The organism is Alphaproteobacteria bacterium (assembly GCA_019635875.1).
In the GTDB taxonomy this organism is placed as follows: domain Bacteria; phylum Pseudomonadota; class Alphaproteobacteria; order Reyranellales; family Reyranellaceae; genus JAFAZJ01.
The window spans coordinates 730,620-751,581 of sequence record JAHBYP010000001.1 but is presented as its reverse complement, the minus strand read 5'-3'; the positions used below and the strand labels follow the sequence as shown (position 1 = coordinate 751,581).

Here is a 20,962-nt window from a genome sequence, read left to right as displayed (position 1 = left end):
GGGGCGTCATTTCAGTACCTTCCCCCGGAGGGGGAAGGTGCCCGCAGGGCGGATGGGGGATGTCGAAGACGGACACCGCGTGTGTTGAGGCATCCCCCATCCGTCGCGCTACGCGCGCCACCTTCCCCCTCCGGGGGAAGGTAAACGCAACATGACCTGGTCGATCGTCGCGCGCGATCCCTCGACAGGCGCGCTGGGCATCGTGGTCGCCACAAAATTCTTCGCCGTCGGCGCGCGCGTGCCGCATATCGCGACGGGAGTCGGCGCGGTGGCGACGCAGGCGCTGGTCAATCCGTTCTACGGCACGCGTGGCATCCGGCTGCTCGGCGAGGGTTTGCCGGCGGCTGAAGTGATCACGCTGCTTACCAAGGACGATGACGGCCGCGAGTCGCGACAAGTCCATCTGATGGACGCTGCCGGCCGCAGCGCTGCGCATACCGGCTCGGAGTGCGTCGATTGGTGCGGCCACCTGATCCGCGACGGCTTCAGCGTCGCCGGCAACATGCTGGCCGGTGCCGCCGTGATCGAGGACACGGCACGCGCCTTTGAGGCCAATGCCTCCCTGCCCTTCCCGCAGCGGCTGATCACGGCGATGAAAGCCGGCGAGTCGGCGGGCGGCGACAAGCGCGGCAAGCAATCGGCGGCGCTGCTGATCCACGGCGCGCAGGACTACTCCGATCTCGACCTGCGGGTCGACGATCACACCGAACCGCTGGCCGAGCTGACGCGCCTGGAGGCGGTCAGCCGCGAGCACTGGACGATCTTCCGCCAGTTCATGCCGTCGCGCGAGAAGCCCGCCGGCGTGTTCGACCGCGACGTGATCAACGCGGCGGTTGCCAAGGCACAGTCGGAGCGCTGATGGCCGCGCCGATCCTGGAAGTCGCCGATCTGCGGGTGAGCTTTGCCGGCGACAACCGCCGCGACACGCTGGCCGTCGACGGCATCGGCTTCAGCCTGCAGCGCGGCCGCACGCTCGGTATCGTCGGCGAATCCGGCTGCGGCAAGAGCGTCACGTCGCTCGCCATCATGGGGCTGCTGCCCCGGGAGACGGCACGCATCGGCGGCTCGGTGCGCTTCGACGGCGAGGAGCTGCTGCGCGCGCCGGAGACCAAGCTGCGCGACCTGCGCGGCGATCGCATGGCAATGATCTTCCAGGAGCCGATGACGTCGCTCAACCCGAGCTACACGATCGGCGACCAGATCGGCGAGGCGGTGATGCGCCATCGCGGCGCGTCGAAGCGCGAGGCGCGCGCGCGGGCGATCGAGATGCTGCGCCGCGTGCGCATCCCCTCGCCCGAGCAGCGCGTCGACGAGTATCCGCACAAGCTTTCCGGCGGCATGCGCCAGCGCGCCATGATCGCCATGGCGCTGGCCTGCGATCCGCGCCTGCTCATTGCAGACGAACCCACGACGGCGCTCGACGTCACCATCCAGGCGCAGATTCTGGATCTCCTGCGCGACCTGCGCGCCGAGGGCGAGGCCTCGATCATCCTGATCACGCACGATCTGGGCGTCGTCGCCGAGCTGGTCGACGAGGTCGCCGTGATGTACGCCGGCCAGATCGTCGAGCGCGCGCCGGTCGAGGTGCTGTTCAGCCGGCCGCAGCATCCCTACACCGTGGGTCTGCTGGGCTCGCTGCCGCGGCTCGACCAGAAGCGCGAGCGGCTGGCGGCGATCGACGGCGCCGTCCCCGACATGACCGCGCCGCCGCCGGGCTGCCGCTTCGCCGCGCGCTGCCCCTTCGTCGAGCCGGCCTGCCGCGAGGGCGAGATGCCGACGCTGTCGGTCGGCGAGGACCATCTCACCCGCTGCCGCCGCGCGCCGCTGGAGCGGCTGGTGGGATGAGGGACGCCGTCCACATTCCTTCCCCCGGAGGGGGAAGGTGCCCGAAGGGCGGAAGGGGGATGTCGAAGACGGACTCCTGCGTTCGTCTTCGACATCCCCCTTCCGGCGCTGCGCGCCACCTTCCCCCTCCGGGGGAAGGGAGTGTGTCATGACTCCCCTCCTCCAGGTCGCGGATCTGTCAAAGCGCTTCGTCGCGCGGCGCGATGTGATCGGCCGGCCGACGGCGACCGTGAAGGCCGTCGATGGCGTGTCGTTCGATCTCGCCGCCGGCGAGACCCTGGCGCTGGTCGGCGAGTCGGGCTGCGGCAAGTCCACCGTCGGCCGCCTGCTGCTGCGCCTGATCGAACCCAGCGGCGGGTCGATCCGCTTCGACGGGCAGGACGTGCTGTCGACCGGCAACGCCGGCGCGCGCCGCCTGCGCCGCGACGTGCAGCTGATCTTCCAGGACCCCTACGCCTCGCTCAACCCGCGCATGACGGTGGGCGAGATCCTCGGCGAGCCGCTGCTGCTGCACAACGTCGTGCCGCCCGATCAGCGGCGCCGGCGCGTCGCCGAGCTGCTGGCGACCGTGGGCCTGCGCCCCGACCATCACCGCCGCTATCCGCACGAGTTCTCCGGCGGCCAGCGCCAGCGCATCGCCATCGCCCGCGCGCTCGCCGTCGAGCCCAGGCTGATCGTCTGCGACGAGCCGGTCTCGGCGCTCGACGTGTCGATCCGCGCCCAGGTGCTGAACCTGCTGCGCGACCTGCAGACGCGGCTCGGGCTGGCCTATCTCTTCATCTCGCACGATCTCGCCGTGGTGAAGCATATCGCCACGCGCGTCGCCGTGATGTATCTCGGCCGCATCGTCGAGACGGGCGATGCCGGGCAGGTCTTCACCGAGCCGCGCCATCCCTATACCCGCGCGCTCTTGTCGGCGATCCCCGTGCCGGCGCCCGGCGCGCGCCAGGAGCGGCGCATCCTGCAGGGCGACGTGCCCAGCCCGATCGCGCCGCCGCCGGGCTGCCACCTGCATACGCGCTGCCCCTATGCGGTCGACCGCTGCCGCGTCGAGCGGCCGCCGCTCGACCTTCGCGACGGCCACGGCGTGGCCTGCCATCTGTGGCGGCAATTGCCGCCGGCCGGCGAGGCGCTGCCCCGGGAGCTGGCGCCCAATCCGGCGCTGGAGAAGCTGCAGGCCGCCTTCGCGCGGCGCACGGAAGAAGTGGTGTGACGGCGTGTTTCTTGCGTGGCGGGACGCGGCCGATCGGGCGCATCATCGCGCCGCCCGCCACATCGACGAAACGAGAGGGAGGGGTGTCATGAGACTTCGCAACACGATTGCCATCGCGGCGTTGGCGCTGGGCATCGCCGGCGCCGCCCAGGCGCAGACGACCCTGCGTATCGGCCTGGCCGAGGATCCCGACGTCCTCGACCCGACCCTGGCGCGAACCTATGTCGGGCGCATCGTCTTCGCGTCGATCTGCGACAAGCTCTTCGACATCGACGCCGGCCTCAAGCCGGTGCCGCAGCTGGCGCTGAGCCACGAGACCTCGGCCGACGGCAAGACCGTCATCATCAAGCTGCGTCCCAACGTGGTGTTCCACGACGGCGAGAAGTTCGACGCCGAGGCGGCGAAGTACAGCCTCGAGCGGCACATGACCATGCAGGGCTCGTTCCGCCGGCCTGAGCTCTCCCAGGTGGCGAGCATCGAGGTGGTCGATCCGCTGACCATCAAGCTCAATCTCAAGGCGCCGTTCTCGCCGCTGATCGCCCAGCTCACCGACCGCGCCGGCATGATGGTCTCGCCCAAGGCAGCCAAGGAGGCCGGCGACAAGTTCGGCAACAAGCCGGTCTGCGCCGGGCCGTACAGGTTCGTCGAGCGCGTGCAGCAGGACCGCATCGTCGTCGAGAAGTTCGATCGCTACTGGAACAAGGACAATGTGCACATCGACAGGATCGTCTACCTGCCGATCGTCGACAGCACGGTGCGCCTGGCCAACCTGCGCTCCGGCGCGCTGGAGCTGATCGAGCGGCCGCTGGCCACCGACATCAAGACCATCCGCGCGATCCCCAAGGTCAAGCTCGTGACCGCCGTCGAGATCGGCTATCTCGGCGTCAGCATCAACCTCAACAACGGGCCGGCCGCGAGCACGCCGCTGGCCAAGGACCCGAAGGTGCGCAAGGCCTTCGAGCTGGCGCTCGATCGCGACGCGATCAACCAGGTCGCCTTCAACGGCGAGTTCGTGCCGGGCAACCAGTGGGTCAATCCGCAGCATCCCTACTACCAGCAGAGCGTGCCGATCCCGAAGCGCGACGTCGCCCGGGCCAAGGCGCTGCTCAAGGAAGCCGGCGTCACCGACAAGATCACCATCGACTTCATGGTGCCCAACAACCCCGAGGCGCGGCAGGTCGCCGAGCTGATCCAGTCGATGGTCGCCGAGGTCGGCTTCGACATGAAGATCCGCGTCACCGAGTTCGCGACCTCGCTCAAGCAGGCCGAGCAGGGCCAGTTCCAGGCCTTCCTGATCGGCTGGTCGGGCCGCACCGATCCCGACGGCAACATCTACGTCTTCGCCTACTGCAACGCGCCGCAGAACAACTCCAAGTACTGCGATCCCAAGACCGATGCCGACCTCAACCGCGCGCGCGAGATCGGCGATGCGGCCGAACGCAAGAAGATCTACGAGAACATCGCCCAGCGCATGATCGGCAACAACGAAGGCCACGTGACCTATCTCTATCACCGCCGCGTGCTGATCGCGCACCAGGAGCGGCTGGAAGGCTTCACCCAGATGCCCGACGGCCTGGTGCGCGTGGTGGGGCTGAAGCTGAAGTGAGGATTTTCTTTCTACCTTCCTCCGGAGGGGGAAGGTGCCCGAAGGGCGGAAGGGGGATGTCGAAGACGAACGCGGGAGTCGTTGAAGCATCCCCCTTCCGTCGCGCTGTGCGCGCCACCTTCCCCCTCCGGGGGAAGGGAGGGACGCCATGCTGAGCTTCCTCGGCCACCGGCTGCTGCAGCTGATCCCGACGCTGTTCTTCGTGTCGGTGATCATCTTCGGGCTGCAGCAATTGCTGCCGGGCGATCCGGCGCTGATCATGGCCGGCGAGGAACGCGATCCCGAGGTGCTCGACCAGATCCGCAAGCAGTACCGTCTCGATCAGCCGATCCCCGTGCAGTACTTCTACTGGATCAAGGGCGTGCTGGCCGGCGACCTCGGCGAGTCGATGCGCATCAAGAAGCCGGTCGCCGAACTGGTGCTGGAGAAGCTGCCGGTCACCTTGCAGCTCGCCGCGATGGCCATCGTCATCGCGCTCACCATCGGCATCGGTGCCGGCGTGATCTCGGCGGTGAAGAAGGACACCTGGCTCGACTACGCCGCCAACATCTTCGCGCTGTGGGGCATCAGCACGCCGAATTTCTGGCTCGGCATCCTGCTGATCTTCCTGTTCTCGGTGCAGCTCGGCTGGCTGCCGGCCTCGGGCTACGTCAGTCTTGCCGAGGACTGGCGACAAAGCCTCGCCACCACGATCATGCCCGCCTTCGTGCTGGGCAACGCCATCGCCGCTATCCTGATGCGCCACACCCGCGGCGCCATGCTGCAGGTGCTGACCAGCGACTACGTGCGCACCGCGCGGGCCAAGGGCCTGGTCGAGCGCGTCGTGGTGATCAAGCACGCCATGCGCAACGCGCTGACGCCGATCATCACGCTCGGCGCGCTCGAGCTCGGCACCTTGCTGTCGGGTGCGGTGCTGACCGAGCAGATCTTCACCATCCCCGGCTTCGGCAAGCTGATTGTCGACGCCGTGTTCAACCGCGACTACGCCGTGGTGCAGGGCGTCGTGCTGGTCACCGCCACCACCTACATCGCGCTCAACCTGCTGGCCGACATCGCCTACGTGCTGGCCAACCCGCGGCTGAGGGGCTAGGGCTCGATGCCGACCGAGTTCATCTTGCCTTCCCCCGGAGGGGCAGAACGATCGCATTTGACCTTTGTCTTACCTTCCCCCGGAGGGGGAAGGTGGCGCGGAGCGCCGGATGGGGGATGTCGAAGACGGACTCCCGTATTCGTCTTCGACATCCCCCATCCGCCCTTCGGGCACCTTCCCCCTCCGGGGGAAGGTAAGACCAGGGTAGGCCTGACAGCGTCGATGACGGGGTCTCGCTGATGGCCGTCGTCACCGCCACCGATACCGTCGAGAGCCGCCCCGAGACCATCGAAAGTCCCGGCCGGCGCGCCTGGCGGCGCCTGAAGCGGCGCAAGGGCGCCATGCTCGGGTTGGGCGTGGTCGGCGTCATGGTCGCGGTGGCGATCCTGGCGCCGTGGATCGCGCCGCACGATCCGATCAAGCAGAGCTGGTCGGCGGTGCGCAAGCCGCCCTCGGAGCTCTACTGGCTGGGCACCGACGAGGTCGGCCGCGACGTGCTCAGCCGCATCATCTTCGGCGCGCGCGCCTCGCTGTCGGCCGGGCTGATCTCGGTCAGCATCGCGCTGGGCATCGGCGTGCCGCTGGGCGTCGCCGCCGGCTATATCGGCGGCTGGATCGACGCCCTGATCAGCCGCATCACCGACGCCATGCTGGCCACGCCGTTCCTGATCCTGGCGATCGCGCTGGCTGCCTTCCTCGGCCCCTCGCTGGGCAACGCCATGATCGCCATCGGCATCACCGCCACGCCGATCTTCATCCGGCTGACCCGCGGCCAGGTGATGGCGGTGAAGGTCGAGGACTACATCGAGGCCGCCGCCGCCGTGGGCAATCCGCGCTGGCGCATAGCCTTCCGGCACATCCTGCCCAACATCCTGCCGGCCCTGCTGGTGCAGGCGACCCTGGCGATCGCGACGGCCATCATCGCCGAGGCGGCGCTGTCCTTCCTCGGCCTGGGCCAGCAGCCGCCGGCGCCGTCCTGGGGCTCGATGCTCAACACCGCGCAGCGCTTCCTGACCAACGCGCCGTGGATGGCGATCTGGCCCGGCGTGGCGATCTTCCTCGCCGTCCTGTCGTTCAACCTGCTGGGCGACGGACTTCGTGACGCACTTGATCCCAAGTCGCGATAGGCCTATGTCCCGGCCCTCCATGAAGTCCGTTTTCCTCATCCGCCACGGCGAATCGACCTTCAACGCGATCTACGCCAGGACCCAGGTCGATCCCTGGCTGATCGACGCCCCGTTGTCCCCCATCGGCGAGACCCAGGTCGCCCAGGCGCGCGAAAAGGCGCTGGCGCTCAAGGCCGAGCTGGTGGTCACCACCCCCTTCACCCGTGCGCTGCAGACCGCGCGCGGGCTGTTCGGCGAGTCGCATCCGCTGGTGATCGAGTGCCTGCATCGCGAGCGCGTCACCGCGAGCTGCGACATCGGCCGCTCGCCGAAGCTGCTGGCCGCCGACTTCCCCGGCCTGTGTTTCGACCATATCGGCGATCCGTGGTGGCATTGCGAGGACGTCGACGACAACGGCATCCCGCAGGAGCCGCTCGACGTCGTGCACAGCCGCATCGCGCAGTTCCGCGACTGGCTGCGGGCACGCCCAGAGCAGCGCATCGCCGTGGTCGGCCACAGCGCCTTCTTCTTCCACTGGACCAGCCACAAATTCGCCAACTGCGAGATCCTCGAGACGGCGGTCTAGTGAATCCCTAGCGCTCCAGCAACCTTCGCCGGCACGCGGCATTGGCCAATCATGTCCCAGGTCGTCGACAATCCCGCACGCAACCGCTTCGAGATGGACGTCGAGGGCGCCATCGCCTTCGTCGACTATCGGGCGATGGGCGACGTGCTTGTCGTGCCGCATACCGAGGTGCCGCGTGCGCTCGAGGGCCGCGGCATCGGCACGAAGCTGGTGCTGGGTTCGCTCGAGCTGATCCGCGCCTCGGGCCGCAGGGTGCGGCCGCTTTGCGGCTTCTACGCCAACGTCATCCGGCGCCACCCCGAGTACCGCGACCTCATCGCCTGACGCGTACGATCTGTCATTCCGAGCGCAGCGAGGAATCCAGGCAACTCCGCTAGATTCCTCGCTGCCCTCGGAATGACAGCGGAGGCGCGTAGGCGGGCGTTGCCCTAGAGACCGGCGGGCATCTGCGGCAGGCTGAGCTCCGGGTCGTACCAGGAGGCGCCGTCGGATCGCCAGATGTGACATCTCGGCTGGCCCGCCGCCGGCGTGTCGAGACAGCCGAGCCGCAGCAGGATGGTCGGCTGCGCCGGCCGGCTGGCGACGATGTGCGAGCCGCACTCGCCGCAGAAGCTGCGGAACTTGCCGGGCGAGGACTCGTAGGATTTCAGCAGCGCCTCGCCCGCCACCCAGCGGAACGCGGACTTCGGCACCGCCGCGACGCTCGAGAACGCCGAGCCGTGCGCCTTGCGACAGGTCCGGCAATGGCAGTGGACGAAGCCGCCCAGCTCGCCATCGACCTCGTAGCGCACCTGCCCGCACAGGCAGCTTCCACCGATCATGCCGCCCTCCCCGTCCAGCGCAGCGGCAGGGCTCCGCGCCGCCACCAGCCATCCTCGACCCGCAGCCGCCACAGGCGCTGCGCGGTCCACTCGATCTCGACGCGACCGCGCACGACCAGCGTATCGCCGCGCTCGAAGTCGACGAACAGCAGGGATGCGCGCGGATCCAGCAGCAGGTTGCCAAGCGTGTTGAAGAAGCGGTTGCCGCGATAGTCCGGAATCGCCAGCTGATCGCCTTCGATCTGCACCAAGCCGCGCGGTCCGCCGCGATGCGAGATGTCGAGGCCGCTTTCCGAGCCGGAGGCGACGAAGAACGTGTCGGCGCGCCCGATCAGCGCCCGCGCCGCGTCGTCGAGACCGGTGAAATGCTCGGGCAGCGACGGCGCCGCCGTCCCGTGCCATGTCGCGTCGCGCAGATTGATGTACTGCGGGCAGTTGCCAAAGCTCTGCTCAACGGCGAGCGTCAGCGACCCCTCGTCCGCCGCCGCCACGCGGCCATTGGCGCGGTTGCGCCGGCGCGTCGAGAAGTCGATGCCGAGCAGGCCGAAGCCGTCGCCCGGCGTCAGCAGGCCTCGCACGGGATCATGCGAATCGGTCACCGGGGACACCCGCAACGTCGTCGGATCGGGACTCGAGATGAAGCCGGGCAGGCCGGCCAACATGGTCGGCACCGGCCAACCCTGGCGATCGCGCGCGGCGATCAGCGCGCAGGGCAACAGCGCGAAGAAGTCGCGATGCTGCTCGGGCATGAAGGGCCGGATGCCCTGCGTGTGCGGCGTCGGCACGTTGGCCCGGCGCTGCGCCTCGCGCTCGCCGGCATGGAAGGGTGAGAGGGCGTCGATGGTCTCGGACATGGCGCAACGCTACTCTTTCCAGAAATGGATGAAACGTCGTACTCTGAAAGCCAGTCTTTCCATTTCTGAAAGGATGTCCGCTGGACCGTCTGGAGGAGCTGGCCGTGCTTGCCGCCGTGCTGGAGGCCGGCACCCTGGCGGCCGCGTCACGTCGGTTGCGCCGCTCGCCGCCGATGGTGAGCCGCGCGCTGGCGGCGCTGGAGCGGCGGGTCGGCGCCCGGCTGATCGAGCGCACGACGCGGCGCCTGTCGCCGACCGCGGCCGGCCGCGCCCTGGCCGAGCAGGCGCGGCACGTGCTGGCCCAGTACGAAGCCGCGATCGGCCAGGTCCGCAATCGCGAGACGACGCTGGGCGGCACGCTGCGCATCGCCGCGCCGCGGCTGTTCGGCCGCCGCCATGTCACGCCGCTGGTGAGCACCTTCCTCTCCACCCATCCCGAAGTTCGGGTCGAGCTGGAGCTGAACGACCGCAATGTCGACCTGCTCGAGGACGGCATCGACATCGCGCTGCGCATCGGCCGGCTCGAGGATTCCAGCCTGGTGCGTCGCCAGGTCGGCGTGGTGCGCCGGCTGACCCTCGCCAGCCCCGGCTATCTCGAACGCCGTGGCCCGCCGCGGCGGCCACGCGATCTGGCCGCGCACGACGTGGTGCTCGTGCCGGGTCGCGACGGCCTGATGGAGTGGCGCTTCCATGCCGGCGGCACGAAGCGTGCCGCGCCGGTGCGCCTGCAGCCGCGCCTCGTGGTCAACGAGAACGACGCGATGCTGAACGCGGTGCGCGCCGGTCACGGCATCGGCCGGGCGTTGTCCTACCAGGTGGCGGACGACATCGCCGCCGGCCGGCTGGTTCGCATCCTGGCGGATCACGAGCCGCCGCCCCTGCCGGTCCAGCTGGTGATCCCCAGCGCCCAGCACGTGCCGCCGCGCGTCCGCGCCTTCCTCGACCATGCGGTGCGGCCGCTGACGGCGATCTGCGGCACGGTTGAGCGCCAGATCACCCGGCCGGCGGGTCGCGAGAAAAATTCAACCGCTCTGCAATCATCTCCCCGGTAGGCGGCAAAATGGTCCACCGCGGATCGATCTTCGCCCCGCCCTCGGGTTTCGAATGTACAGTGACGACATGCGCTTCGATCAACCGACGCGCGCGCCGTCGGTTGGGGGCGCGCCGCCGTCGGACTCCGCCATGGACGAAGGCGAGCAGGCTCGCCTGCGCGCCTTGCACGCGCTCGGCATCCTCGACACCGGGCCCGAGGCGGCATTCGACCACATCGCCCAGCTGGCCGCGGCGATGCTCGGCACGCCGATGGCCTTCGTCTCGCTGATCGACGCCGAACGGCAATGGTTCAAGGCGCGGATCGGCACCGACATCGCCCAGACCGAGCGGCGTCACGCCTTCTGCGACCACGCCATCCGCGAGCGCGACATCCTGGTGATCCCCGACGCGCGCGAGGACCCGCGCTTCGCCGGCAATCCCTACGTCACCGGCGAGCCGCATGTGCGCTTCTACGCCGGCGCGCCGGTGCAAAGCGCCGAGGGCCATCGCCTGGGCAGCGTCTGCGTCGTCGACAATCGCCCGCATGGCGCCCTGCGGCCCGACCAGATCGCCGGCCTGCGCGCGCTCGCCCGGCTGGCCGAGGCCGAGCTCGAGCGCCGCCGCCAGCGGCGCGAGATCGAGGCGCGCAACGAGATCCTGATGTCGATCGTCGACAACATCCATCTCGGCATCAGCGTCTTCGACGCCGACCTCAAGCTGGTGGTCGCCAACGCCCCGGTCGCCGCGGTGCTGGGCCAGGATGCCAGCCGGTTTCGCCCGGGCGATTCCTACGAGGATATCGTGCGCCACGCCGCCGCGCGCGGCGAGTACGGGCCTGATGCCGATATCGAGGCCGCGGTCGCATTGCGCATGAAGCTGGCGCGCTCCCGCGAGCCGCAGCACATGATCCGCACGCGGCCCGACGGTCGCACCTACCATATCCGCTCGCATCCGCTGCCCGACGGCGGATTGATGATCACCTACCTCGACATCACCGACGTCAAGGCGCGCGAGGGCCAGCTGGCGCAGTCGCAGAAGCTCGCCGCCATCGGCGAGCTGACGGGCGGCATCGCGCACGACTTCAACAACCTGCTGACCGCCGTGATCGGCGCCGCCGAGCACATCGAGGAGGAACTGGGAACCGACCACACGCTGCGCCCCACGCTCGACGTCGCATTGTCGGCGGCGACCAAGGCGGCAGCGCTGACCGGCCAGCTGCTGGCCTTCGCCCGCAAGCAGAACCTCGCGCCGCAGACATTGGAGGCGGGCGCGGCAGTGGCCGAGGTCGGCCGCCTGCTGCGCCCGACCATGGGCGGGCGCATCGGCATCGTCGTACAGCCGGGTATCGAGAAGCTTTGGGTGCGCGCCGATCCCACGCAGCTCTCGACGGCGCTGATCAATCTCGCCGTCAACGCCCGCGACGCGATGGAGGACGGCGGCACGATCTCGCTCGGCGCGCGCGCCCTGCACCTCAGGGTGCGCGACCAGCCGCCGGTGCCGGGCATGGCGCCCGGCGCCTGGGTGGCGATCGAGGTCGGCGACACCGGCGTCGGCATGGCGCCGGAGGTGGCGCAGCGCGCCTTCGAGCCGTTCTTCACCACCAAGGATGTCGGCAAGGGCACCGGCCTGGGCCTGAGCATGGTCTACGGCTTCATGAGCCAGTCCGGCGGCCATGTCGGGCTGCAGAGCGTCGAAGGCAGGGGCACGACGGTGACGCTGTACTTCGCCGCGGCGGAAGCCGATTCCGGCGGCTGATCTACGAGTCCGTCAGACGGTCGGCATCGACAGCAGGAGGCGCACAAGGTCGGCCTGCCGGCCCGTGCCCGTCTTGCGATACAGTGCCGAGAGATGCCAGCGCACCGTGGTGATGCTGACGTCGAGCGTCCCGGCGACCTGCTCGGGGCTGTCGCCCAGCATCAGCCGCTCCGCCACGCGGGTCTCGGCGGCGGTCAGGCCGAACAGCTGTCGCAGCATCGCTTCGGGCCTGCGGGAATCGGCGCGCGGATCGCTGATGAGAACGAACGCGACCGGCGACCTGCCGCTCCACGAAGCCATGCCGGCGAGCGGCGCGACGGCAACGGACGGACCCGGCGCATCCGACATCGCGGCAAGCCGCATGACGCCGCCGCGCGTCGCCTCGGGCCGATCCGCCATGCCGGTCGCCCCGGCGATCAGGCGCTGCAGCGCGACATTGTCGTCGCGGCTTGCGGCCTCGAGGCGCTCGCGGCGCAGGATCAGGGTCGAGGAAGCCTGCGTCATCGCGCGCGCGGCGCGATTGGCGAACGCCACCCGTCCGCTGCGGTCCAGCAGCAGCACACCCTTGGCGCTCTGCTCGAAGACATCGGAGAAGGCCGCGAGCGACAGGCTCGACTCCTCGACGCATTGCGCGACCCGGGCGGCGCGCTGCAGATGCGGCATCAGTCGATGGCACTGCTCGACATCCGCCTTGTCGTACTCGCCGAGCGAGGCGGGGCGCGTGAAGCTGATGAACTTGCGGAACCCGTCCTCGGCGGCCAGCGTGATGCGCATCACCACGTGCATGTCGCGCGGCTTGAGGAAGCAGTTGTAGTAGTCGCTGCGCACCAGGTCGTCGCGCGGCAGGATCTGCCGGTCGGTCTCGACCGCGCCCGGCCGATAGGCCCGGGTCCAGCGGCGCAGCATGTCGTGCTGGCTCCAGACCTCGAAGTACTCGCGCTGTCCCGGCTGGTCGATGCCGACGGCGCTCGCCCGGCCTTGGTTGGTGCGCAGGTTGCGGTCGATCAGGCCGACATAGCTGCAGCCGAAGGCCTGGCCGAGGCTGTCGAGGGCCACCGGCCAGCGCTCGAACGCCGTCGCGGCATCGTAGACGGCGTCGAGAATGCGGGAGAACGTTGGCTCGTCCATGCGAGGCACCCCCCAACAGGGCCACGGGTCGAACGCTTGCTCGGGATGGGGTAAGGGTGCTGCGCCCGATTGGCAAGCCCGAGATGAGGTGAGGATGCGCAGGCTGGAGTTCGGCTGGTTCGTGCCGACATCGGGCGACACCGACGCCTATGGCCATGCCGAGGCCTTCGTGCCGCCCTCGATGGAGATGTTCGAGCGCGTCACGAAGGCGGCAGAGGCGGCGGGCTTCGAGTACATCCTGATCCCGGTGCAGACCGCCTGCTGGGAGGCGTGGATCACCGCGGCCATGCTGGTGGCGCGCACTAATTCCATCAAGCCGCTGGTGGCGGCCCGGCCTGGCTACATCAACCCCGCTCTGCTGGCCAAGATGATCGCCGCCTTCGACCAGCTCTCGGGCGGGCGCGTCTGCATCAACCTGATCGCCGGCGCCAGCGACGAGGAAGCCGCCGCCGACGGCATCGCCTTCGCCAAGGAGCAGCGCTACGACTTGATGGACGAGGAGGTGACGCTGCTCAAGACCCTGTGGAGCGCCACCGGGCGGGTCGATTTCGACGGCGCCTTCCACAAGCTGAAGGGCGCGCTGATTGTCCCGAAGCCGCTGCAGCGGCCGTGGCCGCCCTTCTACCTTGGTGGCGGCTCGAAGCAGGCCTGGGAGATCTCGGCCAGGCACGCCGACGTGCACCTGTTCTGGGGCGACACGCCCGAGCGCATCGGCCGGCAGATCGCCGAGATCCGCGCCCTGGCACGCCGGCACGGCCGGCACGAGGCGATCGGCTTCGGCATGCGCCTGCAGGTGATCGTGCGCGAGCGCGAGGCGGACGCCTGGGCGGCGGCCGAACGGCTGATCGCCGATCTCGGCGAACGCCACAAGGCGCGCATCGCCAACATGTTCAACGCCTCGGAAGCCAACCGGCGCATGAAGGAACTGAGCCGGACCGAGGGCATGAGGATCGGCCCGCATCTGTGGACCGGCCTGACCCTGGCGCGGCCCGGCGCCGGCGTCGCCGTGGTCGGCGACCCAGGGCAGGTCGCCGCAACGCTGCGCCAGTTCATCGACGTCGGCTGCCACTCCTTCTGCCTCTCGGGCTACCTGCACGACGAGGAGGCCGACCGCTTCGGCCGGCTGGTGATGCCGCTGCTGGCATGACGACATTTTTGCGACATCGGGACAAGATTCCGGGTCCGATAGGTCAGTAGACCTGCTATATCGTCGCCCAAAATCGGAGGGAAACGACGATGGACACGCTGACCTTCTGGGACGGCGCCTGGCACGAGGGCAGCCCCAACCTGATGGGGCCGCGCGATCACGCGTTCTGGCTGGGCTCGATCGTCTTCGACGGCGGCCGCGCCTTCGACGGCTGCGGCCCCGATCTCGACCAGCATTCGCAGCGCGTCGTGCGTTCGGCCCGCACCATGGGGCTGAGCCCGACGAAGACGGCCGAGGAGATCCTGGCGCTGTCGCACGAGGGCGTGCGCCGCTTCGGGCCCAGGGCCGAGCTCTATGTGCGGCCGATGTTCTGGGCGACCAAGGGCGGCCCGGGCCCGATCTCGATCGATCCCGACAGCACGAAGTTCTGCCTGTGCATCTACCATTCGCCGATGCGCGCCGGCACGCCGCTGAGCCTCGGCCTGTGCCGCACCATCCGCCGCCCGACGCCGGAGAGCGCGCCGACCGCGGCCAAGGCCTCGGCGCTCTATCCCAATTCCTCGCGCGGCGTGCAGGAGATCCTCGCCCGCGGCTTCCAGAACGGCGTCGTGCTCGACGCCCTGGGCAATGTGGCGGAAACCTGCAGCTCCAACCTCTTCCTGGTGAAGGACGGCACGGTGGTGACGCCGGTGCCCAACGGCTCGTTCCTCGCCGGCATCACCCGCAACCGCGTCATCGCCCTGCTGCGCGACGCCGGCCGCAGCGTGGTCGAGCGCACCGTGGCGCCGGCCGAGCTCGACGACGCCGACGAGCTGTTCACCACCGGCAACGCCGGCAAGGTGCAGCCGGTCAGCCGCTACGAGAGCCGCGACCTGCAGCCCGGCCCGGTGGCGCGCCAGGCGCACGAGCTCTACATGGCGTACGCGCACAGCCAGCGCGTGATGTGACGCCCTGATCCGTCCTTGATCCGCGGGGCCCGGCACCCCACGTGCAACCCCATGCGAGAGCCGGCCGTTGATATACGGTCAGGAGGTCGGCATGGCGGAACCGCGACAGACCAAGAATGAAGACGATGCCCGCCAGGGCGTGACGGGCCACGGCGTGCGTTACGTGCTCAGCATCAGCCTCGGCCTGGTGATCGTGGCGTTCATCATCGCTTACGCGATCGTACGGCCGTAAATCTGCCTGGAGCGAAGTCCGGCCGGACCTAGCTGACCCGGCGGGTGCGACCTTGCCAATATGGTTCGCGCAGGACGTGCTTGAGCAGCTTGCCGGCGCCCGAGAGCGGCATGCTGTCGCGAAACTCGACACTCACCGGACACTTGTAGCCGGCGATCAACCCCTTGCAGTGGGAACGCAGATCCTCTGCAGTGGCGTGTAAATCCGCGCGCAAGACAACGATCGCGTGGACCGCCTCGCCCCACTTTTCACTCGGCACGCCGATCACGGCGCAGCTGGCCACCGCCGGATGCGTACCCAGCGCGTTCTCGACTTCCGCCGAGTACACGTTCTCGCCGCCGCTCACGATCATGTCCTTGAGCCGGTCGACGAGATAGACGAAGCCCTCGTCATCCATGTAGCCCATGTCTCCCGAGCGCAGCCATCCGTCACGGAACGCGTCCTCGTTCTCGCATGGCCGGTTCCAGTAGCCCTTCATCACGCCGGCGCCACGGGCCACGATCTCGCCGACCTCGCCGTTCGGCATGGTCCGGCCGTCGAGATCGGCGATCCGCACATCCATGCTCCAGGCCGCGCGTCCCGCCGAGCGCAGCCGGTGTCGGTTGGCGTCGAGGCGATGGCAGGATGGCGGCAGGATCGTGTAGGGACCGCCGGTCTCCGTCATCCCGTATTGCTGGGTGAGCGCCACGCCCGGTATCGCCTTCAGGGTGCGCTCCAGCAGGCCTTCGCTGATCGGCGAAGCCCCGTAGATGATGTGGCGGAGGCTGGAGAGGTCGAAGCGGGCGAAGCCCGGATGATCGAGCAGACGCTGGATCATCGTCGGCACCAGCAAGGTGAAGGTGACGCGCTCTGACTGGATCGCCTCGAGCACTGCAAGCGGATCGAAGCCGGGCACGATGATCGTCGGCCGGCCGCGCACCAAAGCACGGTTGATCATGCACAGCCCGGCGAGATGGAACATCGGCGCCACCGACAGCACGACGTCGTCATCCGCCAGGTTGGCCTCGAGCAGGCAGCCCAGCGCATTGCTCAGCAATCCATGGTGAGTGAGCATCACGCCTTTGGGAAATCCCGTCGTGCCGCCGGTGTAGAACACACCAGCGAGGTCATCACCGCCACTGCCGGCATCCTTAGCCGGCGCAGCGCCAGCCAACAGCGCGCCACCGTCCAACATGCCATCGGGCGTCGCGCCCGCGCCGACATACACCAGGGTCCGCAGCGAGCGCGACGCCGCGCGCAGCGCCGGTCCGAGGCTGGCGAAATGCTCGTCGACCAGCAGAACCCGGGTGTCGCAATCGTCGAGCGAGAAGGCGATCTCCGCCGTGCTCCAGCGAATGTTCACCGGATTGACCGCGCCGCCCGCCCACCAAGTGCCGATCAGGTACTCGAAATAGCTATCGCGGTTGTTGGCGAGCATGCCGATGCGGCCGCCGGGCTCCAGGCCGAGCGTGCGCAAGACGGTGGCCAGTCGAGCCGATCGATCGGCCAGCTCTTGCCAGCTGCGTCGTCGCCCCTGGAACAGGGTGGCCAGATCGGAAGGCCGCTGCCGCACCAGGCGGTGCAGGCTGTGTGTGAGCTGAAGTCGCACGCGTCCCTCCCGCTGCTTGCTAGAGGAATTCGGAGTGTTCGTGGACGAGCGCCAGGCCGGGCATCGCCGTGCGTTGGTCGAGAAAGCCGTTGAGGAAGAGGCGCGAGATGCGCGCGCAAAGCTCGCGCGGCTTGATCCGGCCGCGCGGCTTGTACCAGAGGTCGGTCCAGTTCAGCAGGCCGAGCAGCATCAGGGCGTAGGGCTTGCGCAGCTCGGCCGGCAGGGTGGGATTGAGCTCCGCCAGCAGCGCGGCAACGACCTCGATCGAGCGCTTCTGCAATCGCCGCAGCGGCTGCTGCATGTCGACCGGCAGGAACCTCACGTCGTTCATCGCGCTGATGTGGCGCTGCCGGGACTGCGCCGACTTCTCGACATAGGCCTGGACCAAACGGAAGAAGCGCTCCTCGACCGTGCCCGGTCCGCCGCTCGCCTGGGCGATCTCCTGGATCAGCCGCTCCAGATGCTCCGACAGCATCGCCTGCAGCAGCTCGTCCTTGGTCGGGAAGTAGTGATAGAGCATCGACTTGGTGGCGCCACAGCGCTCGGCGATGTTCTGCATCTTGGCGTTCGGATAGCCCACCTCGGCGAACAGCACAGCGGCGGCATCGAGAATCGCTTGGTACTTGGCGTCGTAGTCGTCGGCGCGCGGCCTGGCCATTGCTGCTTTTCCCTGCGAATCGCGGTTACGAGCCCACGCCCATACCACCCGATACGCCAAGCGTCTCACCGGTGATGAAGCTGGCCGCTTCCGAGGCGAGAAAGCCCACCGCCGCGGCGACTTCCTCCGGCCGGCCCAGCCGTCCGACAAGGGTGGCGCCGACCATGGCGCCCATCAGCCGCTCGCCGCCTTTCGCCACCGCCTGGGCCGTCATCGGCGTATCGATCGGCCCGGGTGCGATCACGTTGGCGGTGATGCCCTTCTCGCCGTTCTCGCGCGCGATCGACTTGGTGAAGGCGATCATGCCGCCCTTCGCCGCGGCGTAGATGGCGGCGCCGCGCGAGCCCTGGCGCGCGGCTTCGGAGGAGATGTTGACGATCCGCCCATAGCCCGCGTCGCGCATCGCCGGCAGGACGGCATGGGTGGTGGCGAACGCGCTCTCGAGATTGACGGCCAGCAATCGCCGCCAGTCCGCGCTGGTGGTGCGCGTGAAGAAGGCGTGCTGGTCCATCCCCACGTTGTTGACCAGCACGTCGAAAGGCCCGCACTCGGCCACGGCCTTTTGCACGCGCTCGAAGTCGGTGACATCGAGCTCGATCGCCGTCGCGCCAATGTCCGTCGCGACGCGTCGGGCTTTGGCGATGTCGATATCGGCGATGACAAGCGCCAGGCCATCGCCGGCCAGCCGACGCGCGATCGCCTCGCCGATCCCCTGGGCGCCGCCCGTCAGCAGAGCGCGCCGCATCTCAGAGGCCCCTGAAGCGCGGCGCGCGCTTCTCGACCACCGCAGTCAGACCCTCGTGGGCATCCGCCGTAGCGCAAAGCTGGGACTGAAGCTGGTTTTCCGCCGGTACGGCGGTATGGAGGTTGCCACCGAGGCCACTCCACAGCAGGCGCTTGGTGGCGGCCAGGGCGGCTGTCGCGCCCTGCGCCAGCTGGCGTGCCAGCGCCAGGCCCTCCTCGGCGATCCGATCGTCGGGCACGATCCGGTTGATCAGCCCCATCGCAAGCGCTTCGGCCGACGAGACGACCGAATTGAGCATCAGCAGTTCCATCGCCTTGCGCAGGCCGACGAGCTGCGTGAGCGTCACCGAGACGCCGGCGTCGGGCACCATGGCGACACGCGTCGCGCCAGTCAGGAACTTGGTCGACTCGCCGGCGACCACGAGGTCTGCCGAGCAGACCAGGCCCATCCCGCCGCCGCCCGCCGCGAAGCCCTGCACCGCGGCCACGACGGGCGCATTGAGACCGATCATCGTCGTCGCCACCGCGCCGAGCCGGGCCGTCGCGACGCGGATGAAGTACGGCAGGTCATCGCCCTGATCGAGGAAGGCGCGTACATCGCCGCCGGCGCAGAAATTCTTGCCTTCGCCGGTGAGCAGCACGGCGCGGACCCGCTTGTCGCCGTGGACCTGCAGCAGCACCTGATGCAACGCCTCCAGCAGCGCCATGTCGAGGCCGTTGGACACCTCCGGCCGGTTGAGCCGTACATGCGCCACGCCGTCGGCATGGACCTCGAGCAGAACGGGATCCTTGCTCATCGTTTGCCTCCCAGCCTGTCGGTCACATCAGGAATGCCATCGAGAACAAGGCCTTGTCCTTGTTGACCAGATCGACCTTCTTGCGCGCCATCAGGAAATCGTCGCCGGCGCGGCGCAGCGTGTATTCGTTGCGCGACGCCCATAGCGTTTCGCCCTTGATGTTGGACTCGAACAGCATCGCGTTGGCGGCGGCCCGCACCGTGTCGCCATCGGCGGCGATCACCTCGACGTTGGACACCACGCGCCGCAGCGCCGATCGCGGCGACTGGCTGAAGTGACGCCCGGTCAGGAGCTGCTTCACGCGCAGCGCGATGCGGGAGCGATTGTCGTAGACGATCGACATGCTCTTGTCGGGATCGATCGTGTCGCCCGCCGGGATCCAGTAGATCGCATCCTCGGCCCAGAGCGCTTCCCAGGCCTCGTACTCGTGCTCGTCCTGCAGACGCGCCTCGCGGTAGATGAACTGCATCACGTCGGCGATGAGCCGGTAGTCGTGCGCGGCGTTCATGGTTGGGCCGTCCGCATGAGCGATCGGTAGTGTTCCCAGATCCCACGCGTAGGCGTCTCGTCGGTCGCCGCACCGACGCGGAAGCCGTTCTCGTCGCGCCGCTCGCGGCCCAGGCCGCGGCCAATGTAGAGCCAGGCGGGATCGCGGGCGCGCAGGCCCATGTGGGTGCGCTCGTACATCTCCGCGTCGTCGGCGAGCAGGAAGCCCGCCGGTCCCACCGAACCCATGGTCTGCTGTAGCATGCGCCGGTTGAGGTCGGGCGCGCCCTTGAATTGCAGCGCGCTGACGTGCTGCACCGTGAGATCGACGGCCAATGGCTGGAGCACGAAGATCTGGATCTCGGCGATGAAAAGGTTGGGATAGATCATGATGTGTGGCGTGCCGTCGATCATGATCCGCCGCGCTTCGTCGGCGCCGTACGCCGCTTCCATGCGCGCGACGTAGTCCGGCAGCCGCGCGGGGCTCGTGCCGAACCAACCGAGCGGCTCGTCCCGCTTGCGGAACTCCGGACGCAGATCGTTCTCCGAATGTCCGTCTTCCAGGTAGCGCGCCACGGCGGAAGAGTCGTCGCTGTACAGCGAGCCGATGCCGCTCTGGGCGACCCGAAAGATCGAGGCGTGGACGAAGGCCGGGTGATAGCCGTCGGTCTCGTTCTCGACGACGAGCTTCCAATTCGCGCGCACCTTGTGCTTGAGGAATCCCGTCGTGATCTGGACCTCGCCGTCCGGTGACGTTCGGCACAGCGCATCGATGGCCTGCCGGGCGGCGCCCAGATGTGTGTGCAAGTCGGGCCCGTCGGCCGTCAGCGATCCGAAGACGAAGCCGCGATAGGACGCCACGCGCGGCACGCGCCCCAGGCCGAGCCGCGAACGATCCACTCCCTGGTAGCCACCCGGGAACGGAAAGCCCCGCAAGCTTCCATCGTTGTTGAACGTCCAGCTGTGGAACGGACAGGTGAACGAGGCGGCGTTGCCGCGATCGGCGACGCAAACGGTATTGCCGCGATGCGGGCAGCGGTTGTGCAGCAGCTGGATCGCACCGCGGCCGTCGCGCGTCATGATGATCGGCTCGGGGCCGATGGACTTCATGACGAAGTCGTTGGCGTCGGGCACCTCACTCTCGTGACCGACATAGACCCAGGTGCGGTACCAGATGTTCCCCAGCTCGCGCTCGAAGATCGCCGGATCGGTATAGAGCGACCCATGCACGCGATCGCGCCGGATCAGATTCTCGATAGGCAACGCGTCCGCAACGTCGTCCATGGCCGTTCCTCCATTAATAGACCGACGCGTCGGTCTATTAATG

Annotated in this window: 22 protein-coding genes; 13 read left to right on the top strand and 9 right to left on the bottom strand. The window is 68.7% G+C overall.

The genetic code is table 11. The annotated features are described in order from the left end of the window. The first annotated feature begins 151 nt into the window (after nucleotides 1-151). The 8 genes from KF889_03800 to KF889_03765 all read left to right on the top strand — a co-directional run bounded on the left by KF889_03800 (nucleotide 152) and on the right by KF889_03765 (nucleotide 7,770). Nucleotides 152-859 (top strand): DUF1028 domain-containing protein, encoded by a 708-nt coding sequence (locus KF889_03800; protein ID MBX3498543.1) that lies wholly within the window; start codon nucleotides 152-154, stop codon nucleotides 857-859. Continuing rightward, on the top strand, nucleotides 856-1,845 hold the full coding sequence (locus KF889_03795) for an ABC transporter ATP-binding protein (protein MBX3498542.1): 990 nt from the start codon (nucleotides 856-858) through the stop codon (nucleotides 1,843-1,845). The genes KF889_03800 and KF889_03795 overlap by 4 nt, the downstream gene beginning before the upstream one ends. Nucleotides 1,846-1,993: 148 nt before the next feature. Beyond that, on the top strand, nucleotides 1,994-3,058 hold the full coding sequence (locus tag KF889_03790; GenBank protein ID MBX3498541.1) for a dipeptide ABC transporter ATP-binding protein: 1,065 nt from the start codon (nucleotides 1,994-1,996) through the stop codon (nucleotides 3,056-3,058). 88 nt (nucleotides 3,059-3,146) lie between these two features. Then, nucleotides 3,147-4,664, top strand: coding sequence for an ABC transporter substrate-binding protein (locus tag KF889_03785; GenBank protein MBX3498540.1), 1,518 nt, complete (start codon nucleotides 3,147-3,149; stop codon nucleotides 4,662-4,664). 148 nt (nucleotides 4,665-4,812) lie between these two features. Next, nucleotides 4,813-5,754 (top strand): ABC transporter permease, encoded by a 942-nt coding sequence (locus KF889_03780; protein MBX3498539.1) that lies wholly within the window; start codon nucleotides 4,813-4,815, stop codon nucleotides 5,752-5,754. Nucleotides 5,755-5,993: 239 nt separating this feature from the next. Continuing rightward, entirely contained in the window at nucleotides 5,994-6,881 is an 888-nt protein-coding gene (locus KF889_03775) for an ABC transporter permease (protein MBX3498538.1), read from the top strand. Nucleotides 6,882-6,885: 4 nt separating this feature from the next. Beyond that, a complete protein-coding gene (locus KF889_03770; GenBank protein ID MBX3498537.1) occupies nucleotides 6,886-7,446 on the top strand; it encodes a histidine phosphatase family protein in 561 nt (186 codons plus the stop codon). Nucleotides 7,447-7,497: 51 nt separating this feature from the next. Continuing rightward, nucleotides 7,498-7,770, top strand: coding sequence for an N-acetyltransferase (locus KF889_03765; GenBank protein MBX3498536.1), 273 nt, complete (start codon nucleotides 7,498-7,500; stop codon nucleotides 7,768-7,770). A gap of 104 nt (nucleotides 7,771-7,874) precedes the next feature. On the opposite strand, the gene KF889_03760 is transcribed toward KF889_03765, so the two are convergent. Next, a complete protein-coding gene (locus KF889_03760; protein MBX3498535.1) occupies nucleotides 7,875-8,267 on the bottom strand; it encodes a GFA family protein in 393 nt (130 codons plus the stop codon). Then, nucleotides 8,264-9,121 (bottom strand): pyridoxamine 5'-phosphate oxidase family protein, encoded by an 858-nt coding sequence (locus KF889_03755; protein MBX3498534.1) that lies wholly within the window; start codon nucleotides 9,119-9,121, stop codon nucleotides 8,264-8,266. Before KF889_03755 ends, KF889_03760 begins: the two co-directional genes overlap by 4 nt. A gap of 80 nt (nucleotides 9,122-9,201) precedes the next feature. Between KF889_03755 and KF889_03750 the strand changes: the two genes are divergently transcribed. Then, nucleotides 9,202-10,173 carry a LysR family transcriptional regulator gene (locus tag KF889_03750; GenBank protein MBX3498533.1) on the top strand — a complete coding sequence of 324 codons (972 nt, stop codon included), beginning with the start codon at nucleotides 9,202-9,204 and terminating at the stop codon, nucleotides 10,171-10,173. Nucleotides 10,174-10,303: 130 nt separating this feature from the next. Then, on the top strand, nucleotides 10,304-11,908 hold the full coding sequence (locus KF889_03745) for a PAS-domain containing protein (GenBank protein MBX3498532.1): 1,605 nt from the start codon (nucleotides 10,304-10,306) through the stop codon (nucleotides 11,906-11,908). 12 nt (nucleotides 11,909-11,920) lie between these two features. Here KF889_03745 and KF889_03740 read toward each other — a convergent pair whose 3' ends face one another. Beyond that, a complete protein-coding gene (locus KF889_03740; protein MBX3498531.1) occupies nucleotides 11,921-13,036 on the bottom strand; it encodes a helix-turn-helix transcriptional regulator in 1,116 nt (371 codons plus the stop codon). A 94-nt stretch (nucleotides 13,037-13,130) separates the two neighbouring features. Here KF889_03740 and KF889_03735 point away from each other — a divergent pair, with 94 nt between their 5' ends. The 3 genes from KF889_03735 (at nucleotide 13,131) to KF889_03725 (ending at nucleotide 15,362) form a co-directional block, all read left to right on the top strand. Continuing rightward, a complete protein-coding gene (locus KF889_03735) occupies nucleotides 13,131-14,183 on the top strand; it encodes an LLM class flavin-dependent oxidoreductase (GenBank protein MBX3498530.1) in 1,053 nt (350 codons plus the stop codon). Between the two features lie 89 nt (nucleotides 14,184-14,272). Next, a complete protein-coding gene (locus KF889_03730; GenBank protein MBX3498529.1) occupies nucleotides 14,273-15,130 on the top strand; it encodes a branched-chain amino acid aminotransferase in 858 nt (285 codons plus the stop codon). A 91-nt stretch (nucleotides 15,131-15,221) separates the two neighbouring features. Further along, entirely contained in the window at nucleotides 15,222-15,362 is a 141-nt protein-coding gene (locus KF889_03725; protein MBX3498528.1) for a hypothetical protein, read from the top strand. Between the two features lie 28 nt (nucleotides 15,363-15,390). On the opposite strand, the gene KF889_03720 is transcribed toward KF889_03725, so the two are convergent. From KF889_03720 to KF889_03695, 6 genes are read right to left on the bottom strand one after another with little or no spacing between them, the layout of a single operon-like run. Next, nucleotides 15,391-16,950, bottom strand: coding sequence for a long-chain fatty acid--CoA ligase (locus KF889_03720; protein MBX3498527.1), 1,560 nt, complete (start codon nucleotides 16,948-16,950; stop codon nucleotides 15,391-15,393). Between the two features lie 19 nt (nucleotides 16,951-16,969). Then, nucleotides 16,970-17,608: a TetR family transcriptional regulator gene (locus tag KF889_03715; GenBank protein MBX3498526.1), complete on the bottom strand. Its 639-nt coding sequence runs from the start codon at nucleotides 17,606-17,608 to the stop codon at nucleotides 16,970-16,972. Between the two features lie 25 nt (nucleotides 17,609-17,633). Then, on the bottom strand, nucleotides 17,634-18,353 hold the full coding sequence (locus KF889_03710) for an SDR family oxidoreductase (protein ID MBX3498525.1): 720 nt from the start codon (nucleotides 18,351-18,353) through the stop codon (nucleotides 17,634-17,636). Between the two features lies 1 nt (nucleotide 18,354). Next, nucleotides 18,355-19,149: an enoyl-CoA hydratase/isomerase family protein gene (locus tag KF889_03705; protein MBX3498524.1), complete on the bottom strand. Its 795-nt coding sequence runs from the start codon at nucleotides 19,147-19,149 to the stop codon at nucleotides 18,355-18,357. A gap of 22 nt (nucleotides 19,150-19,171) precedes the next feature. After that, entirely contained in the window at nucleotides 19,172-19,657 is a 486-nt protein-coding gene (locus KF889_03700) for an aromatic-ring-hydroxylating dioxygenase subunit beta (protein ID MBX3498523.1), read from the bottom strand. Further along, nucleotides 19,654-20,919 (bottom strand): aromatic ring-hydroxylating dioxygenase subunit alpha, encoded by a 1,266-nt coding sequence (locus KF889_03695; GenBank protein ID MBX3498522.1) that lies wholly within the window; start codon nucleotides 20,917-20,919, stop codon nucleotides 19,654-19,656. The genes KF889_03700 and KF889_03695 overlap by 4 nt, the downstream gene beginning before the upstream one ends. Nucleotides 20,920-20,962 lie beyond the last annotated feature (43 nt).